This window comes from Streptomyces sp. Y2F8-2, from assembly GCF_014905555.1.
GTDB lineage: Bacteria > Actinomycetota > Actinomycetes > Streptomycetales > Streptomycetaceae > Streptomyces > Streptomyces cynarae.
Genome location: NZ_BNGS01000002.1, coordinates 30759 through 49871 on the forward strand (window position 1 = coordinate 30759; position 19113 = coordinate 49871).

Here is a 19113-nt window from a genome sequence, read left to right on the forward strand (position 1 = left end):
ATGACCCCCACCGGACTGGATCCGCACATGGACGAGTTACGCACGCTGGCCGACGCCCTGCGGCTGCGCAGCGAAAAGCAGCCCGACGAGACGGCCTACGTCTTTCTGCGCAACGGTGAGGAACCGCAGGAGACGATGACCTACCGGGAACTCGAGGCCGCCGCGCGTCTGCGGGCCGCGGCGCTCACCGCCGCGGGACTGTCCGGCGGGAGCGCGGTGCTGCTGTACCCCTCGGGTCTGGAGTTCGTACGAACCCTTCTGGGCTGCATGTACGGGCGTGTGGCCGGCGCCCCGGTGCAGGTGCCGCGGCGCCGCGAGGGCGTGCTGCGGCTGCGCCGGATCGCCGATGACGCGGGGACCTCAACCGTCCTGACGACGACCGAGGTCGTGCGCGACCTGGAAGAGCGCTTCGGCGACCTTCCGGAACTCACCGGACTCAGGCTGCTGGCCACCGACGACCTGAGGACGACGACCGGCCACGACGGCGCGGCGGCGGAACCCGTCCCCGGCCCACGGCCGGAGGACATCGCCCTGCTGCAGTACACCTCGGGCTCCACCGGGGACCCCAAGGGCGTCATGGTCAGCCACGCCAACTTCCTCGCCAACGTTGTCGAGACCGACGAGCTGTGGCCGTGCGAGCCGGACGGCACGGTCGTGAACTGGCTGCCGCTGTTCCACGACATGGGCATGCTGTTCGGGGTGGTGCTGCCGCTGTGGGCCGGAATTCCCTCCTACCTGATGGCTCCCGACTCGTTCATCCGCCGCCCGGCCCGCTGGCTGGAGGCCATCTCCCGGTTCGGGGGCACCCACGCCGCCGCGCCCAGTTTCGCCTACGAACTCTGCGCGCGGGCAGCCGCGGAGGGCAAGACCACCGGTGTGGGCGATCTGTCCCGCTGGCGCGTCGCCGCGAACGGCGCCGAGCCGGTGCGCTGGAGGACCATCCAGGCCTTCACCGCCGCGTTCGCCTCGCACGGCTTCGCCCCCGAGGCGATGTGCCCCGGCTACGGCCTCGCGGAGAACACGCTCAAGGCCACCGGCAGCTCCCGGCATGTGCTGCCCAGGGTGCTGTGGCTGTCCGCCGACGCCCTGTCCGAGGGGCTCGCCGAACCGGTCGGCGAGTCCGCCGAAGGCGCGGTTCCCGCGGTCGGCAGCGGCGGCACGGTCTCCCGCACCAGGGTGCGGATCGTGGACCCCGGCACCCGGCGCGCCTGCCCGGACGGCCGGGTCGGCGAGATCTGGATCAGCGGCCCCTGTGTGGCGGGCGGTTACCGGGGCAGGCCGGAGCTGAGCGAGACCGTCTTCCGCGCCCGCGTCGCGGACGACGAGCACGGGGACGGCACCTCGGAAGACACGTATCTGCGCACGGGCGACCTGGGCTTCCTGCACGCCGGTGAGCTCTACGTCACCGGACGGCTGAAGGACGTCATCATCCGCCAAGGGCGCAACCACTACCCGCAGGACATCGAGTTGTCCGCCGAACGCGCCGCACCGGGCCTGCACCCGAACTGCGCGGCCGCCTTCTCCCTCGACGACGGCGAACAGGAACGGCTGGTGGTGGTCGTCGAGGCCGACGGCCGGGTGCTGAAATCACTGGGCGCCGAGGGGCTGCGCGAGCGCGTGCACGCAGCCGTCCGGGAGGAGCACCGGCTCACGCCGGACGACATCCTCGTCGTACGCCGCGGCACGCTGCCCAAGACCTCGAGCGGCAAGGTGCAGCGCCGGGCGTGCAGGCAGCGCTACGCGAGCGGGGAGCTGGCCGCCCTGACCGCGCCCGCGGCCGTCGGCACGGGCGGGGAGGCGTCATGACCCGGCTTCGTGTGCCCCGGCACCACACGGGCTCCCGGATTCTCGGTGTCGGCGTGTACCGGCCGACACGGGTGGTCGGCAACGACGAGATCTGCGCCCGCATCGATTCGAGCGACGAATGGATCCGCAGGCGGTCCGGCATCGTCACCCGCCACTTCGCCGGCCCCGACGAGACCGTCATCACCATGGCGGCCGAGGCGGCCCGCAAGGCGATGGCCCAGGCCGGCACCGACCCGGACGACGTGGGCATGGTGCTGCTCGCCTCGATGTCCTTCGTGGAGCAGGCTCCGGCCGCCGCACCACGCGTCGCCCGGTCGCTGGGAATGCGCGCCGGAGCCCTTGACGTCAACGCCGCCTGCGCGGGCTTCTGCTACGCCCTGGAGCTGGCCGGCACCCTCGTCCGCACGGGGGAGGCCCGTAACGTCCTGGTGATCGGCTCGGAGAAGATGAGCGACATCATCGACCCCGAGGACCGCGGCAGTGCCTTCCTCTTCGGGGACGGAGCGGGCGCCGTCGTCGTCGGCGCCGCCGACGAACCCGGTATCGGACCGGTCGTATGGGGCTCCGAGGGAGAAGGCCACCGACTCATCGCCCACGACGGTTCCTGGCTGGACGCCCGGCACGCACCCGGGACCTGGCCGACCCTGCGCATTCAGGGCCCGGAGGTGTTCCGGTGGGCGACCCGCGTCGTGCCCGGGATAGCGCGGCGCGCGCTGGAGGCAGCCGGCCTCGACGTCACCGACCTCGCCGCCTTCATCCCCCACCAGGCCAACGTCCGGATCATCGATTCCGTCGCCAAGGCGCTGGGTCTCGCGCCCCACACCGCCGTGGCCAAGGACCTCGTACGGGCCGGGAACACCTCGGCCGCCTCGATCCCGCTGGCCATGGACGACCTGCTGGCCCAGGGCCGGCTGACCGCGGGCGATCCCGCCCTGCTCGTCGGCTTCGGCGCCGGACTGACGTACGCCGCCCAGGTGGTGACGCTGCCATGAGCGAGATCACCACCGCGGCGCGGCTCGCGGAGCTGGAGCGGCGCCGAGCGACCCAGGCCGGGCCGTACGACCCCAAGGCGGTGGAGCGCCAGCACGCCAAGGGCAAGCTCACCGCCAGGGAGCGTATCGACGCACTGCTCGACCCAGGTTCGTTCGTGGAGTTCGACGCGCTGGCCCGGCACCGCAGCCACAACTTCGGCATGGAGCGCGAGCGGCCGTACGGCGACGGTGTGATCACGGGCCACGGAACCGTCGACGGCCGGCAGGTGTGTCTGTTCGCCCAGGACTTCACCGTCTTCGGCGGCAGCCTCGGCGAGGTGTACGGCGAGAAGATCATCAAGGTGATGGACTTCGCCCTGCGCACCGGCACGCCCATCATCGGCATCAACGACTCCGGCGGCGCCCGCATCCAGGAGGGCGTCGTCTCGCTGGCCTACTACGCCGAGCTCGTCAAGCGGCACGTGGCGGCGTCCGGCGTCATCCCGCAGATCTCCCTGATGACCGGTCCCTGCGCCGGAGGGGCCGTGTACGCGCCGGCCATCACGGACTTCGTGGTGATGGTGGAGGGCATCTCGCACATGTTCGTCACCGGGCCCGAGGTTCTGCGCACCGTCACCGGCCAGGAGGTGGACCGTGAGGTGCTGGGAGGCGCCCACAGCCACAACGCCGTCTCGGGCAATGCGCACTACCTGGCCCACGACGAGAAGGACGCCTTCGAATACGTCAGGCTCCTGCTGAGCTACCTGCCCTCCAACAACATGGAGGACCCCCCGGTCTACGCCGCACCGGGCCAGGAGGCCATGACCGAGAGCGACCTCGCGCTGGACACCCTCATCCCCGACGACCGCAACCAGCCCTACGACATGATGGGCGTCGTCCACGGTGTCCTCGACGACGGCGAACTGCTCGAGGTGCAGCCTCTGTTCGCCCGCAACATGATCTGCGGTCTCGGCCGCGTCGACGGGCGCAGCGTCGGTGTCGTCGCCAACCAGCCGATGCACATGGCCGGCGTGCTCGACATCGACGCCAGTGAGAAGGCCGCACGCTTCATCCGCATGTGCGACGCCTTCCACATCCCCGTCCTCACGTTCGTGGACGTCCCCGGCTTCATGCCGAGCGTCGAGCAGGAGCAGAGCGGCATCATCCGGCGGGGCGCGAAGCTGATCTACGCGTACGCGGAAGCCACGGTCCCGATGGTCACCGTGGTGACCCGCAAGGCCTATGGCGGCGGCTACGGCGTGATGGGCTCCAAGCACCTGGGAACGGACGTCAACCTGGCCTGGCCCACGGCCGAGATCGCCGTGATGGGCGGTGACGGCGCGGTGAGCGTGCTGCACCGGCGCAGACTCCAGCAAGCGAGCGATCCGGAGGCCGAACGCGTCCGGCTGCGCGAGGAGTACGAGGCCACGCTGTGCAACCCGTACGTCGCCGCGGAGCGCGGTTATGTCGACGCGGTGATCATGCCGCACGAGACACGCGCCCAGGTGGCCGGGGCGTTGCGGGCCCTGCGGGACAAGCGCGTGACACGGCTGCCCCGCAAGCACGGGAACATTCCGCTGTGAGCGGCCCGGCTCGTCGTCCGGCGGACGACGTCGCGGAGACTGCGGGCGGACCGTCTCCTGACGTGCGGGTGGTGCGAGGGCGTCCGTCGGCCGAGGAGCTGGCGGCCGCGCTCATCGTCATCCGCACGCTCGCGGTCGCCCGGACCTCGGACACCGGGCCCGGGGACGGACCGGCGGGAGCCCGGACCGCCCCGGGCGTCCCCGGCATCCGCCCGCATCGGCTCACCGGACTGCGCGGCCCCCTCGCCCTGCCGCGCGGCCCGGGGGCCTGGCGGCGAAGCGGGTGGCTGTGACGGGAGTGATGACCGGCGGAAGTCATCGCGGCACGGGCCTGGCGGCCGGCGCGAAGCGAAGCGGCGCGCGACCCGCACAGCCGGGCCGGTGGCCTCCGGTGACACCCTCGCCTAGCCGATGCAGGGCACGATCGTGAAGGTCGCGGTCGAGGAAGGCCCGGAGGTCGAGGAAGGCGACCTGGTCGTCGTCCTGGAGGCCATGAAGGTGGAACCGCCGCTGAACGCCACAAGGCGGGCACCGTCAAGGGCCTGAGCGCCGAGGTCGGCGCCTGCATCACCTCCGGCGCCGCCATCTGCGAGATCAAGGACTGACGTCCGCGGGCCGCCGCACAGGTGTGGCTGTAAGCCGCCGTCACGCTGAGGACGCATCCGTGGGATGCACGACGTGAGCCCTGACGGCCGTGGCCCGGTACACGTCCGCCACGGCCGCCACCGCTGTCGCGCACTGCGCGAAGCCGGCGTGGAGCCGGGGGGACTTGGCATCGGGTCTTTCCATGGTTGAGAGCCCCGGGTACAAGGTCACGTTTCGGCATCCCCGTACGCACCTCTAGGCCGTACCGACTGGTCGGTACTAGCCTCTGCGCACATCTTCCCCGAACACAGAGACCCGGGATTCGACCCAGCAGGCCGAAACAGCGCTCGCGCCTCGCCGCAAGACGTGCACTGCCCGCACCCACCGCACCGGGCCCTCTGGCCCGAACGCAGGAGCCGCCGCATGACTGCCATGCCCGCTTCGCCCGACGACACGCAACTGGGACCGACCGACACCGGCACGCCGGAAACAGCCGGCCGCGCCGCCCGGCTGTGGCGTCGCGAGTTGGACCACTACCCCGCCACCTCACGCCGCCTGGCGTACCTGGCGATCGTGGTGTTGACCACCGTGGTCCTGTACTACGCCCTCTACGTGCAGTACGCGGTCGCGACGTCGATCATCACGCACTTCCACATGACCTACAGCTATTTCGTGTGGGTATCCGTCATCGGCAACGCGGTCGGCGCGTTCGCCTCGCTCGTGGCGGGCCTCGCCGACCGCTGGGGCCGGGCCAACATGGTGGTCTACGGCCTTCTCATCGCCGCCCTGCTCAGCCTCCTCGCCCTGCCCAACGCCCCGGACAAGGGCACCTACCTGGTGCTCTTCGCCTGCCTCAGCTTCATCGAGGGCATCGTGCTCGTGGCCACGCCGGCACTGATCCGGGACTTCTCCCCACAACTCGGCCGAGCCACCGCAATGGGCTACTGGACCATGGGCCCGGTCATCGGGAGCCTGGTCGTCACCGTCGTCACCAGCAGCACCCTGTCCTTCGCCGGCTGGCAGGACGAGCTGCGCTACTCCGGCTGGGCCGGGCTTGGCGTCTTCGTTCTGGCGCTGGTGGGGCTGCGCGAGCTCTCGCCCCGGCTGCGTGATCAGATCATGGTCAGCCTCCGCGACCGCGCGCTGGTCGAAGCGCGGGCCAAGGGCATGAATCCGAGGACGGCCGCAGAGGGCCACTGGCGGCAGATGCTGCGGCTGGACGTCGTCGGCTCGGCCACCGCTGTCAGCCTCTTCCTCCTGCTCTACTTCGGCGCTGTGGGAAACTTCGTCGTCTATTTCGCGGCGACCTTCGGCTACAGCGAGCAGCGCACCAACGGGCTGGCCAACTGGTACTGGGCGGCCAACGCGGTCGCGCTGGTGGCGGCCGGGCTGGTCTCCGACAAGCTGAAGGTGCGCAAGCCGTTCATGGCCGCCGGCGCCATCGGTTCGATCGCGGTCACCACGCTCTTCGCCCTGCACGCCACGGAGCAGCGCACCGGTTACTACACCTTTGCCGCACTGTTCGTCGCCATCGGTGTGTTCACCGGCGTCACCTACGCACCCTGGATGGCGAGCTTCACCGAGACCGTCGAGAAACACAACCCGGCCGCCACGGCGACCGGTCTGGCCGTATGGGGATGGATCATCCGCGCGGTGGTCGCGATCTCCACAGCGTTCGTCCCGGTCGTGGTCACGTCGGCCACGCCACTGGTCGAGCATGGTGCCCAGGTGAAGGCCGCGAGCGTCCAGGCCGCCCCCGCTCTGGCCGTCATCGAAGCGCACCCGCGGCTTTTCGCCGAACTCGAGGCGTACCCTCCGAACGCGGTCCCGCCGGCACTGGCCGCTCGGGCGGTGCGCGAGGTCGGGGCCGACGATCTGGCCACCGTGCGCAAGGCCCAGCCGCACTTGGCGGTGCTGCAACGCTACGGATCCCAGGTGAAGAGCGCCGCGGCCCAGGGGCCGGAACAGTGGCGCACCTGGTGGCTGATCTGTGTGGCCGGACAAGTGTTCTTCCTGCCGTTCATCTTCGTCATGGCCGGCCGTTGGAACCCGCGGAGGGCACGCGAGGAGGCAGTGGAGCACCAGCGCGCCGTGGAGCGTGAACTGGCGGCCCTCGCCGATCAGGGCGACTGATCCCACGGCCACCTGCCGGCCTTGGTGGGCAGCGCAAGGGCTGCCCACCAAGGCCGTGGCTCGGCGATCGCGCCGTGCGCACGCGGCTATGCCGGAACCCGTACGAGCACGGACAGAGGTCCGCCTCGCCGACGGTCCCAGCCGCACGCCGGCTGTGCCGGCACCACGTCGAGCGTGTCGAGGTCTTCCTCGGCGCGCAGCGTCTCGCCCACTGGCGGACGAGTCGGTGGGGAGGCGGCGTCGTTACACCCCGAGCACCAGCCGCTCCAGCGCCGCCCGCGCCCGCGCGTCGGACTGTGCCCGGGCCGTGACCGCAACCGCGAGCTCCCGTGGCAGCCTGGCACACGTCGACCTGACCGACCGCGGTGAACTCCGCGATGTCGCTGCAGAATTCACACACCTCGACGCTGAGCCGCACGCCGACGGCGACGCGCGGTCACCCGCTCACCGGTCCACGCCGCTTTCCGCCGGTGCCAGGACGGACAGCACCGCGTCCCCGTCCTCCGGACGGCCGACCGTCAGCCGTATGCCCTCCGCGGGCCAGTGACGGATGTGGATCCGCGCGGTGTTGAGCGCGTGCACCGTCCGGTCGGTGCCGGTATCCGGCCCGGCCGCGAGCCAGAGGAAGTTGGCTTGGCTGGGCAGGACGGGCAGCCCGTACCTCGCGAGCCGGCGGTGCAGGCGTTCCCGTTCGCAGATGACGGCGTCCACGCGTGCGGTGAGCTCCTCGCCGGCCTCCAACGTGGCCTCGACCGCGGCGGCGGCCACGGCGTTGATGCCGTAGGGCAGTTGCTGCTCCCGTATGCGTGACACCAGACGGGGATCGCCCAGGCCGTAGCCCACCCGCAGCGCGGCCAGTCCGTAGGCCTTGGAGAAGGTCCGCAGCACCAGGAGGTTCGGCCGGCCGGCCAGCAGGGGGAGGCTGTCGGGAGCGGCGGGGTGGCGCACGAACTCGATGTACGCCTCGTCCAGCAGCACGGTGACACGCTCCGGTACGCGGGCGAGGAACTCGGCGAGCTCAGACGCGGTGACGAGGCTGCCTGTCGGGTTGTGCGGATTGCAGATCACAACCACGCTGGTGGTCGCGTCGATCGCCCCGGCCAGGGCGGCCAGGTCCTGTCGCCCGTCGGGAAGCAGTGGCACGGGAACCGGCTCGGCGCCCGCCATGGTGGCCAGCATCGGATAGGCGTCGAACCCGGGCCAGGCGTACACCATGCGGTCGCCCGGCCGGACCACGGCCTGGAGGAGTTGGAGCGCCACGCCCACCGAGCCGCTGCCGACCGCGACGGCGTCGCCGTCCACACCGCACCAGCCGGCGATCCGCCGGGCCAGTCGGTCGGGGTGGAACGGGGGGTACCGGTGGGCCCGGTCGGCGGTCGCCCGGATCGCCTCCTGCACGGACGGCAGCGGTGGGTAAGGGCTTTCGTTGAGTCCCAGCAGGCGCGGGGACGGGAACACCGCGGTCACCATCCCTGCCCCCAGCGGATCGCGGCGGCGCCCGCGTAGTCCCCGGCGTGGGCGAATCCGGCCAGCACCACCAGGTCGCCCTCCCGGATCCGCTGGGAGCGGATCGCGTCGTCGAGTGTGATGGGCATCGCGGCGCCGAAGAGGTTGCCGCACCGGTCGAAGGTGTCGGGGTGGCGCTCGACGGGCAGGCCCAGGGCGTCGCGCCAGTTGCGCAGGAAGGTCCGGTTGGGCTGGTTGGTGATCAGGGAGTCGATGTCGGTGGTCTTCCCTCCCAGGCGACGGAACAGGTCTCGTACGACCTGCGGAACCAGGCGGTTGCCCCGCTGAAGCACGTTGGTGACTCCGCTCTCGGTGAACCCGATGTGGACTTGGGCTTCACCGGCCTCCCAGTACTTGCGCCCGTCGTGGCGCACCATGGTCATGTCGCCGGCATGGGCGGCGATGTGCCGACTCTCGATCCCGAGCACAGGGGCGTGTGCGGAGGTTGTCACATAGCCGACTCCGCAGCCGTCGCCCGGGATGGCGGCCTGGGACAGACCGCGCACCTGCGACTGCGTGAACAGCTGGCCCGCGGCGCTCTGTGCGTTGCAGATCAGGGCCGTGCGGGCGTCGCCGTCGAGCAGGATCTGCCGAGCCAGGTCGAGCATGTGCACGAAGGAGGCACAGCCGGCGTTGGCCACATCGATCAGCCACCGGGGCGCCAGACCCAGCCGGCGCGCCACTTCGGTGCCGGCGCCCACGAAGGGCTGGTCCGGCAGTTGGCTGTGCACGAGCAGGACGTCGACGCGGCGGATCGCCGCGCGGCCGTGCCGTTCGATCAGCGGCTGGACGGCACGCTCGATCATGTCCGCGTTGGTCTCGCCGGGGGCCACGTGGTGGCGTGACGGGGGGACTTTGAACATGGGGCTGTGGCGCAGCTTGTCCTCCGCCGCCGGGTGCTCGGTGAAGAAGGCGGCGGGTACGGGATCGCCGGGCAGATAGGTGGAGACGTCGGTCAGACTCACTGACGTCATCGGGTCACCTGCTTGGCCGGGGAGGTGCTGACGGGAAGACCGTTGCGGTGCCGGTGCTCGAGAATCGCCTTGAGATTGTGCATTTCGAGGGTGTGACCGGCGTAGAACAGGTCCCAGTACTCACCCACCCAGCGCCGGTCGGGGTGCGGTGCCAGGTCCGGGTGAGGATTGCGGCGGTAGTACGGGTGGCGGCAGTTGGTCCAGGTGATCACCGATCCGGGGCGGCCGAGGACGAGGGCGGCCGGAACCACCCTCATCAGGTAGACCATCCACAGCTCGTCGCCCTGGTCCCAGGCACAGTGGTAGTCGACGGTCATCGCGCCGGGGTGGGCCTCGGTCCGGCAGTAGATCCGGGTGCCTTTCTCCAGCAGGTCGTGGCCCAACCACAGCCCCGGTGTGCCCGCGGGCTCGAACCCCCGCAGGCTGCACGTCCACTCCTCGAGGTGGTGGCCGCGGCTGAGATAGTCGTACGTCACCTCCGGCGGGCAGTCGACGTACTCCTGGATGGTGCAGTACTCGCCGTAGACCTGCTGGTGCGGGTAGACGTCCGAGGTCATCTCAAGGCAGCGGGCGGCCAGTTCCTCCGGGCTGGTGTTCTCCACCCGCACGAGGCCCGGGATGTCAGCCAACCTGGATCGGTCGGTCATGGGTGTTTTTCTCCTCATCATGGATCGGCCGGTGTCCGGGCGCGTCGGCGGCGCCCGCACCGGCTGCGGAGGCGGTCAGAAACGGCTGGAACGGTGGTGTCTCGCGGTGGTCGAGGTCCACGGCCACCAGGGCCGGCCCACCGCAGTCGTTGCTGTGCAGCAACGCGGATCGCAACTGTGCCGGGGTGCCGGCCGAGGCGACGCGCAGCCTGGGGAACATCGCCGACGCGCCGGCTGCTATGCGGGACGGGTGAAAGACGTTCTCGAGGCGGGCGCCGCCTTGGAAGAGCTCCTCGCGCGTGACGCACATGGCGTGCGCGTTGTTGTTCAGGATGACGAAAGTGACCGGCGCGCCGTACTCGACGGCGGTGTGCATCTCCATGCCGTGCATGAAGAACGCGCCGTCACCGGCCACCACGTACGTCCGTCGGCCCGTGGCCAACGCGGCGCCTGTCCCGGCGCCGAAGGTGTAGCCCATGCCTCCCATGCCCACCGCCACGACGAAGCGTCCGTCACGTGGGGCCGGCAGAGCGTGGATGGCGGCGGCCCCCACGTTGCCGGCGTCCACGAAGACATGGGCGTCCTGTGGCAGCGCCTCGGCGATCGCGCCGATCACCGAGGTGTAGCCGAGGGTCGGAGCGGGATCCGGAGCAGGGCGCAGGAGGGACGGCGGGTGATGGGCCGCGCAGGCCGGTGGCCGCGGTGACAGGCGGCGCTCCAGCGTCCGCAGGGTGTCGGCCACCGGCCCGAGCAGGGGGATTCCCGGCACGAAGGGCGGCTCCGGATCGACGCAGACCACGGGCATCCCGGTGAGCAGCGACTCCAGTCCTCCCCGCGCCAGGACGGGCAGGCGGGTACCCACCAGCAGGCAGGCGTCGGCGCGGCGCAAGCAGTCCTCGACCTCGGGATGGCCCATGACCCCAGCCACGCCCACGAAGCGGGGACTGCGGTTGTCGTAGACGTCCTTGGCGTCCGGGGACACAGCCACGCAGGCGCCCAGGTGCCGCACCAGGCCGGCCAGTTCCTCGCGCGCCCTCGTCCCGGCCGCGCCTTCGCCGGCGATCACCATGACGTGGGAGGCTTCCTCCAGCACGCCGACCGCCTCGCCCAGGCAGGCGGGATCCGGCTGTGGGCCGGCGGACGCGTGAGGCGTCCCTGCCCGCTGCGCCGCCCTGCCCGCTCCTCTCACCGCGAGGGGTGTGTGCGCCGCCGTGCGTTTTCCCGAGGTTCGCGCGGCGCTCGCGGATGCTCCGGTGTTCGCGGGTACCGCGGATCCCGTGACCGCCGGCACCTCGAGATGTGCCTGCTGGGCGTCCTTGGGCAGGAGCAGCACGACGGGGCCCCGGGGCTCGGTCTGCGCCACGGTGATCGCGCGGGCCAGCAGCCCGGGGATCGCGTCGGGTTCGGTCACCCGGGCGCAGAAGCGTGAGACCGGTGCGAAGACGTCCAGGGCGTCGAAGGAGCCCGCCTTGCCGCTGGAGTCCTGGAAGGCGCCCCGGCCCTCCTGAAAGGTGGGCGGCTGTCCCACCAGGGCCAGTACCGGGATCCGCGAGGCGTGGGCCTCCGCCAGTCCCGGAACCAAATTCATCGCACCGCCCCCTGACGTGGCTGCGACGACGCCGAGGCGCGCGGTGGTCCGGGCATACCCGTCCGCCATGGTGACCGCGGAGAACTCGTGTTTGGCCACGACACCGCGGATGCGGCCGGGGGCCCGGTGCACCGCTTCGTACAGGTCCTCGATGTTGGCTCCGCCCACGCCGAACACGTACCGGACACCGATCCGCTCCAGTTCGCCCGCGACGTAGTCCACGAGACGCATCCGGCAGGTCATGCCGACCTCCGTTCCGCCCATGGCGGCTCGACGGTCGGGCCGGAGTGCGTCCGCAACTGGAAGTGGTGCCGATACTGTGCGGGGGTGAGACCGACGACGGCGGCGAATGCGCGCAGGAACGTCTCGATTGCGGTGAATCCGCAGCGGCTCGAGACCTGGCGCACCGAGAGATCGGTCGCCTCCAGGAGTTGACGGGCCCGGGCGATACGTAATCGCCGCACGTACTGACCCGGTGTCATCCCCACCGCCTGCGCGAAGACACGGGCGAAGTGACGTGGACTCATATTCGCGCGTTCCGCGAGTTCGGACACCGGCAGCGTGCGATGGAGGTTCTCCTGGATCCAGTCCTGAAGGGACCGGATCGGCTCCTGATCGGTCAGCTGTGTGTCAAGAATCATGCTGAACTGCGTCTGGCCACCGGGCCGTTTGAAGTACAGCACCAGGTACTTCGCCACCTCAAGTGCGCACGCCGCCCCCAGGTCGTCCTCCACCAGGGCCAGGGCCATGTCGATACCGGTGGACACCCCCGCCGAGGTGATGTAGGGGCCGTCCCGGACGTAGATCGGCTCGGGATCAACCGTCACCTCGGGGTAGCGACGCGCCATCTGCTCCCCGAAGGCCCAGTGTGTGGTGGCCCGTCGTCCGTCGAGGAGACCGGCCTCCGCCAGCAGGAAGGCGCCGCCGCACACGGAGGCCACGCGTCGGGACCGTGCCGCGGCGCGCCTGATCCACGTGACGAAGGACGTGTCCGTCAACGTCTCTTTGAGGCCCGGTCCACCGGGCACGATGAGGGTGTCGATCTCCCCCTCCGCAGCGTCCAGGGGGTCGGTCTGCACGACCAGGCCCGCAGAGGTGGCCACTGACGGAGAATCAGGGGAAACGCACTGCAGACGGTAGGCGCTCGCCTGCTCGGCCATCAGTCGGTTCACCGTGTCGAAGACTTCGAGCGGTCCGCTGACGTCCAGGGTCTGGGCACCGGGGTAGACCACGATAACAACACGTCGTTGTCTCATGGTCACAGCCTGTTCCCAGCGGAGGACCGTCCACAATGACGGGCTGTTGACCATTCCTGCCACGCGCCGGGTTCACTGCGCTGACCGGGCAAAAGACTCCAGGCGAGCGCAGGGTGAGACACATCACGGAAGAGGCGAGACATACGAGCCGGCCGAAGGCCACGGCCGGGCGGGCGAGGCAGCGGCGGCCGGCGAGCCGCAGGCAGGTGGAGTTCCGACTGCGGCGAGGCAGTAACGGCGAAGGGATGAAAACGTGCCCCGGCCACGAGCTGGAAGCGGGTACCGATGCCGGTTCCCCCGCTCTGATCCATCGGCCGATGCATCGCTTTCACCGCCCGCTGCGGGACCTCGACGGACGGACCGACCGCCCACAAACCGAGGAGCCTCTGCGTCGGCCGGACTACATCCGTGCACCCCCCCGGAACACACCGTCGTCGAAGCCCCACACGGCCACCGGCCGGCGCCCGTCCTTGATGCTGACTGGATCGTGCCAGGGACACGCGTGACAAGCTCGAGCCGCACGGCGTCGTCTCAGGCTTCCGCTGTTGCCGTGGGCAGGGCCACGCTGACCCGGCGTCCGAGTGGACCCTGGTCGACGCGGACCTCCTGGGCCAGGAGTGCGACGATGGGCAATCCTCGGCCGTGCTCGTCGGGGTCGGAGTCCTGGGTGGTGCGCGGCCGGACGGGCGCGCCGGAGTCCGTCACTGAGATCCGCAGGAGCCCGGCGTGCAGGGACAGTTGCACCGTCATGTCGCACCGACCGTGCTCAGCAGCGTTCGCGGCGAGTTCCCCGACGACCAGTTCGGCCGATGCGCGGTCCGCAGACGGGAGCCGCCACTGGGCCAGCACTGCCGCGACGCCACGGCGTGCCACCGGAACCCAGGGGATCTCCGCGGGCAGCGCAAAGACGGCCTGGTGGCCCGGCACCTGCCGGGATCGGGGGCGAACAACGGCCGGCCCGGTACTCGGCCGGGTCTTCGCCCAGAGGGTGGGGGTGCTCATGATCGGCCCTGGTACTTACTGGAAGGGACGTGATGCTGGGGCTCTCCCGACGGCTTCGGCAAGAAAGCCGCCCCGGTGCTGCGTCACTTCTGACGCTATGCGGTTGTGTGTCGCTTCGTAGCTGGGCGACGAGGCGCGCGTAGCCCCTCCTTACGGAGGGGGCGGCACCCTGCGCCCGGTGGAGCAGGTGCGGGGCCGGTCCAGCAGGTGTCCGGCCCCGCGGTCACCACCGCCTGCGCCGCGGCAGTTGTCGTCCACGGCCGGTGTCATCCCGCCGCGTCGGCCCCTGTGGGCAGTGGTGGTTCCGCCTCCATGCGCTCCCACTCGTCGTCCGTGAAGACCCGGGAGCGGATCAGGAAGCGCACGCCCTCGGGGGCTTCGAGGGAGAAGCCGCTGCCGCGGCCGGGGACGACGTCGACGGTGAGATGGGTGTGTGACCAGTAGGCGTACTGGTCGGCGCTCATCCAGAACGGGGTGTCGTCGGCCACTGTGCCGAGGAGGACGTCCGAGCCGCCGACCCGGAACTCACCGCGCGGATAGCACATCGGGGCGCTGCCGTCGCAGCAGCCGCCGGACTGGTGGAACATCACCGGCCCGTGCCGGGCGGCCAGCCGCCGCACCAGGTCCTCGGCGGCCGGCGTCAGCTCGACGCGCCTGGTGCGGGTGCCCATCAGAAGAACCCGAGCTTCTGCGGGGCGTAGCTGACCAGCAGGTTCTTCGTCTGCTGGTAGTGGTCGAGCATCATCTTGTGGGTCTCGCGGCCGATGCCGGACTTCTTGTAGCCGCCGAAGGCCGCGTGCGCCGGGTAGGCGTGGTAGCAGTTCGTCCACACCCGGCCGGCCTTGATCTCCCGGCCGAGGCGGTAGGCGGTGTTGCCGTCCCGCGTCCACACACCGGCTCCGAGGCCGTACAGCGTGTCATTGGCGATCTTGAGGGCCTCGTCGACCGAGTCGTACGTGGTGACGGAGACGACGGGACCGAAGATCTCCTCCTGGAAGATCCGCATGTCGTTGGTGCCGCGGAAGATCGTCGGCTCGATGTAGTAGCCGCCCTCCAGTCCGGCGACCGTACGGGGGGTGCCGCCGGTGAGGAGTTCGGCACCCTCCTTCTTGCCGATGTCGATGTAGGAGAGGATCTTCTCGTACTGGTCGTTGCTGGCCTGGGCGCCGATCATGGTCTTCGGGTCCAGCGGGTCGCCGCTGACGATGGCCTTGGTGCGGTCGACGCAGCGGGCCATGAACTCGTCGTAGATCGACGAGTGGATCAGGGCGCGGGACGGGCAGGTGCACACCTCGCCCTGATTGAGTGCGAACATCACGAAGCCCTCGACCGCCTTGTCCAGGAAGTCGTCGTCGGCGGCCATCACGTCGGGCAGGAAGATGTTGGGGCTCTTGCCGCCCAGCTCCAGCGTGACGGGGATGATGTTCTCGCTCGCGTACTGCATGATCAGGCGGCCGGTCGTCGTCTCGCCGGTGAAGGCCACCTTGGCCACCCGCGAGCTGGAGGCCAGCGGTTTGCCGGCCTCGACGCCGAAACCGTTGACGACGTTGAGCACGCCGGGCGGAAGCAGGTCCGCGATCAGCTCGACCACCAGCAGCAGGCTGACCGGGGTCTGCTCGGCCGGCTTGATGACCACGCAGTTGCCGGCGGCCAGCGCGGGCGCCAGCTTCCAGGCGGCCATCAGGATCGGGAAGTTCCACGGGATGATCTGGCCGACCACGCCCAGCGGCTCGTGGAAGTGGTAGGCGACCGTGTCGGCGTCGATCTCGGCGATGCTGCCCTCCTGGGCTCGTACGACGCCCGCGAAGTAGCGGAAGTGGTCGATGGCCAGCGGAATGTCCGCGGCCAGCGTCTCGCGCACCGGCTTGCCGTTCTCCCACGTCTCGGCGACGGCGATCTTCTCGAGGTTCTCCTCGATCCGGTCCGCGATCCGGTTGAGGATGCGCGCGCGCTCCGTGGCGGAGGTACGGCCCCACGCGGGCGCGGCGGCGTGCGCGGCGTCGAGGGCGAGCTCCACGTCGGCCGCCGACGAGCGGGCGACCTCGCAGAAGGTCTTGCCGGTCACCGGCGTCGTGTTCTCGAAGTACCGGCCCTCCACGGGGGCCACCCAGTCGCCGCCGACGAAGTTGTCGTAGCGACGGGCGAAGTCGACGATGCTGCCCTCTGATCCTGGCTGCGCGTACACCATGGCGGCTCTCCTCGGGGGATGGTGAGTGCGGGGTCCGACGGCCCACTCCGTCGTGACGCCGTTCACTCTCGCCCCGGAAGGTTGGCGCCGGGTTGGTGGTGACGGAGCCTGCCGGACCGTCCGTCGGCGCAACCTCAGTAGCGCAGGGCGGTGGCCAGCCGGCCGGCCGCGATCGCGCGGCGGGTGTCGCTCTGGCCGAGCAGGTGCAGCGCGTGCTGGTGCACCTCCACGTCGTACGTGGCCCGTTCGCCGTAGCACAGGGCGTGCTCCGGGCGGCTGCTCGCCAGCACCGCCTCCCGCACGGCCACTTCGATGTGCGTGCGCCACTCCTCGATGCCCGGTGCCTCCGACCGGGGCAGCAGCGGGCCGCGGTACAGACGCAGCGCTGTCTCCACGTCGCCGTTCTTCAGCGCGTGGAGTACGTCGGCGGCGTCGCAGGACACGGGTGTGGTCAGCGCGTAGCGACGGTTGGCGATGCCGCCGCCGAGGGCCCGGCGCAGGTGCGAGATCTCCGCCTTGAAGGTGGAGGCCGTGACGGCGCGGTCACCATAGAGGGCCGCACGGAGCCGTTCCGGTGAGAAGCCGTCCGGTTCGAGCGCGAGCAGGGTGAGGATCTCCAGTTGCCGGGGCCGCAGGGGTAGTGGCTCACCGTCGCGTGCGACCTGTTCCGCGCCCAGGCAGTGCAGGCGCACCCGGCTCGGAACTCCTCGGGTCTGGCGGGGCGGCTCCGCACTCAGCCGGGCCTCGATGGTCGACACGAGCGTGCGTACGGTGGACATGGCGAGGGGGTGTGAACGGTCCCAGGTGGTGGACATGTCCAGGACACCGAGGACGCGTCCGTCCGGAGCGTGGATCGGAGCGCAGTAGCAGACCCAGCCGTGGAGGGCCGTCACCAGGTGCTCGGCGGAGAAGACGGAGCTGGGACGGCCCGTGCGCAGAGCGAGGGAGAGGGCGTTGGTGCCCATGGCCTGCTCGTCCCATCGTCCGCCGGGCGCGAAGTTGACGCGCTCGGCCCTGCGGCGCATGGTCGGACCGCCGCACGTCCACAGGATGGTGCCGGACTCGTCGGTGACCGCCGTGACGAACCCGGCATCGTCCGCGATGCTGTGCAATTCGTCCCTGAGGTCGTCGACCGGCGGGCGGAGCGGCGACGCGGTCCAGCGATGGTGCACGGCGTCGCCGCCGGTGACGGGCGCGCTGTCCCGGCCGGGATCCACGCTTGTCAGCGAGCGCACCCAGGACTCGGCTACCTCGTGGCGCACCCTCTCGACACCGTGCGGCTTCGACTCCGCGGTCCTCAGCCGCGGCACCAGACGGGCCCATTCGCTCTCCAGCGTGGCCCGGCGCCTCATGAGGTCACTGCGCTGTGACATCTTCTTCCCCTACCGTCGAACGGGGACAAACGATTATTGTCCGCAATGACCGCGCCGACGCACCTGACCGGTCGGGCCGGTCTCCCCTGTCCGATCGGATAGGTGCGGCGCCCTGGACCGCACGCTTAGCTTGGTCTTCGCTTTGACGACAGTGTTATCGGCCAATCAGGCAGTAAAATCAAGGTTGCATATGCGTTGCGGGCTTCGCGCCCCCGGGAGGTCGCATGTCGCTCACGTCCGGCGCCGTGGTGAGCAGCGGCAATGATCCGAGCGCCGACTGGAGCCGCGACGAGTGCCAGTGCGAGCTGCTGGGACCCCAGCAGACGAACACGGAGGCCCTGCGCCGGTCGGCCCGGCTGGCGAAGTTCCATGTGCCCGAGATCGTGTTCGGGCCCGGTTCGCTGACCGAACTCGGACACTGCGCGCTGCGCCTCGGCGGCCGTCGGCCCTTCCTCGTCACCGATCCCGGACTGATGGAAGCCGGCTGGGCGGACGAGGCCGTCGGGCATCTCCGGCGGGTCGGCCTGCGCCCCGTGGTCTGGTACGACGTGACGCCCAACCCCAAGGACCACGAGGTCCAGGCTGCCTTCGAGCGGTACGCGGAGAGCGGCTGCGACGTGATCGTCGGGGTGGGCGGCGGCTCGGTCATCGACGCGGCCAAGGGCGTGGCGATCCTCTCCGGCAACGGTGGACGCATCCTCGACTACGAGGGCGTGGACCAGGTCGTCCAGCCCATCCCGCCCACGGTGATGGTGCCGTCCACGTCCGGCACCGGGGCGGACGTGTCCCAATTCGCGGTGATCACCGACACGGCCGAACACATCAAGATCACCATCATCAGCCGGACGCTGGTTCCGGAGATCTCGGTGATCGACCCACGGCTGCTGACCACCATGCCGGACTGGCTGAACGCGGCGACCGGCCTGGACGCCCTGACCCACGCCATCGAGGCGTTCGTGTCCCGGGCGCACAACCCGTTGACCGACTTCCACGCACTTCACGCCGTCGAACTGATCACCGCCAATCTGGTGCGCACCCAGCTGCAGCCGAAGAACTTCGGCGCCCGGCTCGCGATGGCCCAGGCGTCGCTGGAGGCCGGCATGGCCTTCACGAACGCCATCCTCGGTGCCACGCACGCCATGAGCCACCAGGTGGGCGGACTGCTGGACGCCCCGCACGGGGTGGTCAACGGCGTCCTCCTGCCGCACGTCATCCGGTTCAACGCCGAGGCGTGGCCGGAGCGGTTCGTCGCGCTGGGAGCGGCGGCCGGTCTGGCCACCACCGGGGTGCCTCCGCACGAAGTGGCCGAGCAATTCGCGGACCTGGTACGCGCGTTGGCGGACGACGTCGGTGTGCCGAAGGGACTGGCGAGCCTGGGGGTCGCGGAACGCGACGTGCCGGTGCTGGCCCGCACCACGTTGAAGGACGCCTGCATGGCCACCAACCCCCGGGACGTCGAGGTACCGCACGTCGAGAAGTTGTTCCGCGAGGCCCTGTGAGG

Annotated in this window: 15 protein-coding genes and 1 pseudogene; 7 read left to right on the forward strand and 9 right to left on the reverse strand. The window is 70.5% G+C overall.

Annotated elements, in window-relative coordinates:
• The 6 genes and pseudogenes from SY2F82_RS05555 to SY2F82_RS05580 all read left to right on the forward strand — a co-directional run bounded on the left by SY2F82_RS05555 (nucleotide 1) and on the right by SY2F82_RS05580 (nucleotide 7078).
• On the forward strand, nucleotides 1-1806 hold the full coding sequence (locus tag SY2F82_RS05555; protein ID WP_236041210.1) for a fatty acyl-AMP ligase: 1806 nt from the start codon (nucleotides 1-3) through the stop codon (nucleotides 1804-1806).
• Nucleotides 1803-2798 carry a beta-ketoacyl-ACP synthase 3 gene (locus SY2F82_RS05560; protein ID WP_200417838.1) on the forward strand — a complete coding sequence of 332 codons (996 nt, stop codon included), beginning with the start codon at nucleotides 1803-1805 and terminating at the stop codon, nucleotides 2796-2798. The genes SY2F82_RS05555 and SY2F82_RS05560 overlap by 4 nt, the downstream gene beginning before the upstream one ends.
• Nucleotides 2795-4360: an acyl-CoA carboxylase subunit beta gene (locus SY2F82_RS05565; RefSeq protein WP_200417839.1), complete on the forward strand. Its 1566-nt coding sequence runs from the start codon at nucleotides 2795-2797 to the stop codon at nucleotides 4358-4360. The genes SY2F82_RS05560 and SY2F82_RS05565 overlap by 4 nt, the downstream gene beginning before the upstream one ends.
• Nucleotides 4361-4422: 62 nt before the next feature.
• On the forward strand, nucleotides 4423-4653 hold the full coding sequence (locus SY2F82_RS05570) for an acyl-CoA carboxylase epsilon subunit (RefSeq protein ID WP_200417840.1): 231 nt from the start codon (nucleotides 4423-4425) through the stop codon (nucleotides 4651-4653).
• 14 nt (nucleotides 4654-4667) lie between these two features.
• Nucleotides 4668-4965, forward strand: a pseudogene (locus tag SY2F82_RS05575) (biotin/lipoyl-containing protein); the annotation flags it as partial.
• A 403-nt stretch (nucleotides 4966-5368) separates the two neighbouring features.
• Nucleotides 5369-7078, forward strand: a complete 1710-nt coding sequence (locus SY2F82_RS05580) for an MFS transporter (protein ID WP_236041212.1) — start codon at nucleotides 5369-5371, stop codon at nucleotides 7076-7078.
• 444 nt (nucleotides 7079-7522) lie between these two features.
• On the opposite strand, the gene SY2F82_RS05585 is transcribed toward SY2F82_RS05580, so the two are convergent.
• From SY2F82_RS05585 to SY2F82_RS05625, 9 genes are all read right to left on the reverse strand, one after another.
• Nucleotides 7523-8548: an aminotransferase class I/II-fold pyridoxal phosphate-dependent enzyme gene (locus SY2F82_RS05585; protein WP_200417841.1), complete on the reverse strand. Its 1026-nt coding sequence runs from the start codon at nucleotides 8546-8548 to the stop codon at nucleotides 7523-7525.
• The gene (locus SY2F82_RS05590; protein WP_200417842.1) at nucleotides 8542-9558 is read right to left on the reverse strand and encodes a 3-oxoacyl-ACP synthase III family protein; all 1017 of its coding nucleotides are present in this window, start codon (nucleotides 9556-9558) and stop codon (nucleotides 8542-8544) included. The genes SY2F82_RS05585 and SY2F82_RS05590 overlap by 7 nt, the downstream gene beginning before the upstream one ends.
• The gene (locus SY2F82_RS05595; protein WP_200417843.1) at nucleotides 9555-10205 is read right to left on the reverse strand and encodes an SRPBCC family protein; all 651 of its coding nucleotides are present in this window, start codon (nucleotides 10203-10205) and stop codon (nucleotides 9555-9557) included. The genes SY2F82_RS05590 and SY2F82_RS05595 overlap by 4 nt, the downstream gene beginning before the upstream one ends.
• Nucleotides 10180-12057 carry a thiamine pyrophosphate-binding protein gene (locus SY2F82_RS05600; protein ID WP_200417844.1) on the reverse strand — a complete coding sequence of 626 codons (1878 nt, stop codon included), beginning with the start codon at nucleotides 12055-12057 and terminating at the stop codon, nucleotides 10180-10182. Before SY2F82_RS05600 ends, SY2F82_RS05595 begins: the two co-directional genes overlap by 26 nt.
• Entirely contained in the window at nucleotides 12033-13049 is a 1017-nt protein-coding gene (locus SY2F82_RS05605; protein WP_200417845.1) for a GlxA family transcriptional regulator, read from the reverse strand. Before SY2F82_RS05605 ends, SY2F82_RS05600 begins: the two co-directional genes overlap by 25 nt.
• A 531-nt stretch (nucleotides 13050-13580) precedes the next feature.
• Entirely contained in the window at nucleotides 13581-14051 is a 471-nt protein-coding gene (locus SY2F82_RS05610) for an ATP-binding protein (protein ID WP_236041213.1), read from the reverse strand.
• Nucleotides 14052-14317: 266 nt separating this feature from the next.
• Nucleotides 14318-14722, reverse strand: coding sequence for a DUF779 domain-containing protein (locus SY2F82_RS05615; RefSeq protein WP_200417846.1), 405 nt, complete (start codon nucleotides 14720-14722; stop codon nucleotides 14318-14320).
• Nucleotides 14722-16239: an aldehyde dehydrogenase gene (gene adh, locus SY2F82_RS05620; RefSeq protein WP_200417847.1), complete on the reverse strand. Its 1518-nt coding sequence runs from the start codon at nucleotides 16237-16239 to the stop codon at nucleotides 14722-14724. Before adh ends, SY2F82_RS05615 begins: the two co-directional genes overlap by 1 nt.
• Nucleotides 16240-16373: 134 nt before the next feature.
• The gene (locus SY2F82_RS05625) at nucleotides 16374-17612 is read right to left on the reverse strand and encodes a GAF domain-containing protein (protein WP_200417848.1); all 1239 of its coding nucleotides are present in this window, start codon (nucleotides 17610-17612) and stop codon (nucleotides 16374-16376) included.
• 224 nt (nucleotides 17613-17836) lie between these two features.
• Between SY2F82_RS05625 and SY2F82_RS05630 the strand changes: the two genes are divergently transcribed.
• Nucleotides 17837-19111: an iron-containing alcohol dehydrogenase gene (locus SY2F82_RS05630; RefSeq protein WP_200417849.1), complete on the forward strand. Its 1275-nt coding sequence runs from the start codon at nucleotides 17837-17839 to the stop codon at nucleotides 19109-19111.
• The last annotated feature ends 2 nt before the right edge of the window (nucleotides 19112-19113 follow it).

Bases quoted from the DNA above. Each gene is read 5' to 3' on its own strand.
- SY2F82_RS05560 (WP_200417838.1), top strand. From the start codon at position 1,803: ATGACCCGGCTTCGTGTGCCCCGGCACCACACGGGCTCCCGGATTCTC.
- adh (WP_200417847.1), bottom strand. From the start codon at position 16,239: ATGGTGTACGCGCAGCCAGGATCAGAGGGCAGCATCGTCGACTTCGCC.
- SY2F82_RS05595 (WP_200417843.1), bottom strand. From the start codon at position 10,205: ATGACCGACCGATCCAGGTTGGCTGACATCCCGGGCCTCGTGCGGGTG.
- SY2F82_RS05580 (WP_236041212.1), top strand. From the start codon at position 5,369: ATGACTGCCATGCCCGCTTCGCCCGACGACACGCAACTGGGACCGACC.
- SY2F82_RS05565 (WP_200417839.1), top strand. From the start codon at position 2,795: ATGAGCGAGATCACCACCGCGGCGCGGCTCGCGGAGCTGGAGCGGCGC.
- SY2F82_RS05615 (WP_200417846.1), bottom strand. From the start codon at position 14,722: ATGGGCACCCGCACCAGGCGCGTCGAGCTGACGCCGGCCGCCGAGGAC.
- SY2F82_RS05590 (WP_200417842.1), bottom strand. From the start codon at position 9,558: ATGACGTCAGTGAGTCTGACCGACGTCTCCACCTATCTGCCCGGCGAT.
- SY2F82_RS05600 (WP_200417844.1), bottom strand. From the start codon at position 12,057: ATGGGCGGAACGGAGGTCGGCATGACCTGCCGGATGCGTCTCGTGGAC.
- SY2F82_RS05625 (WP_200417848.1), bottom strand. From the start codon at position 17,612: ATGTCACAGCGCAGTGACCTCATGAGGCGCCGGGCCACGCTGGAGAGC.
- SY2F82_RS05585 (WP_200417841.1), bottom strand. From the start codon at position 8,548: ATGGTGACCGCGGTGTTCCCGTCCCCGCGCCTGCTGGGACTCAACGAA.
- SY2F82_RS05630 (WP_200417849.1), top strand. From the start codon at position 17,837: ATGTCGCTCACGTCCGGCGCCGTGGTGAGCAGCGGCAATGATCCGAGC.
- SY2F82_RS05610 (WP_236041213.1), bottom strand. From the start codon at position 14,051: ATGAGCACCCCCACCCTCTGGGCGAAGACCCGGCCGAGTACCGGGCCG.
- SY2F82_RS05555 (WP_236041210.1), top strand. From the start codon at position 1: ATGACCCCCACCGGACTGGATCCGCACATGGACGAGTTACGCACGCTG.
- SY2F82_RS05605 (WP_200417845.1), bottom strand. From the start codon at position 13,049: ATGAGACAACGACGTGTTGTTATCGTGGTCTACCCCGGTGCCCAGACC.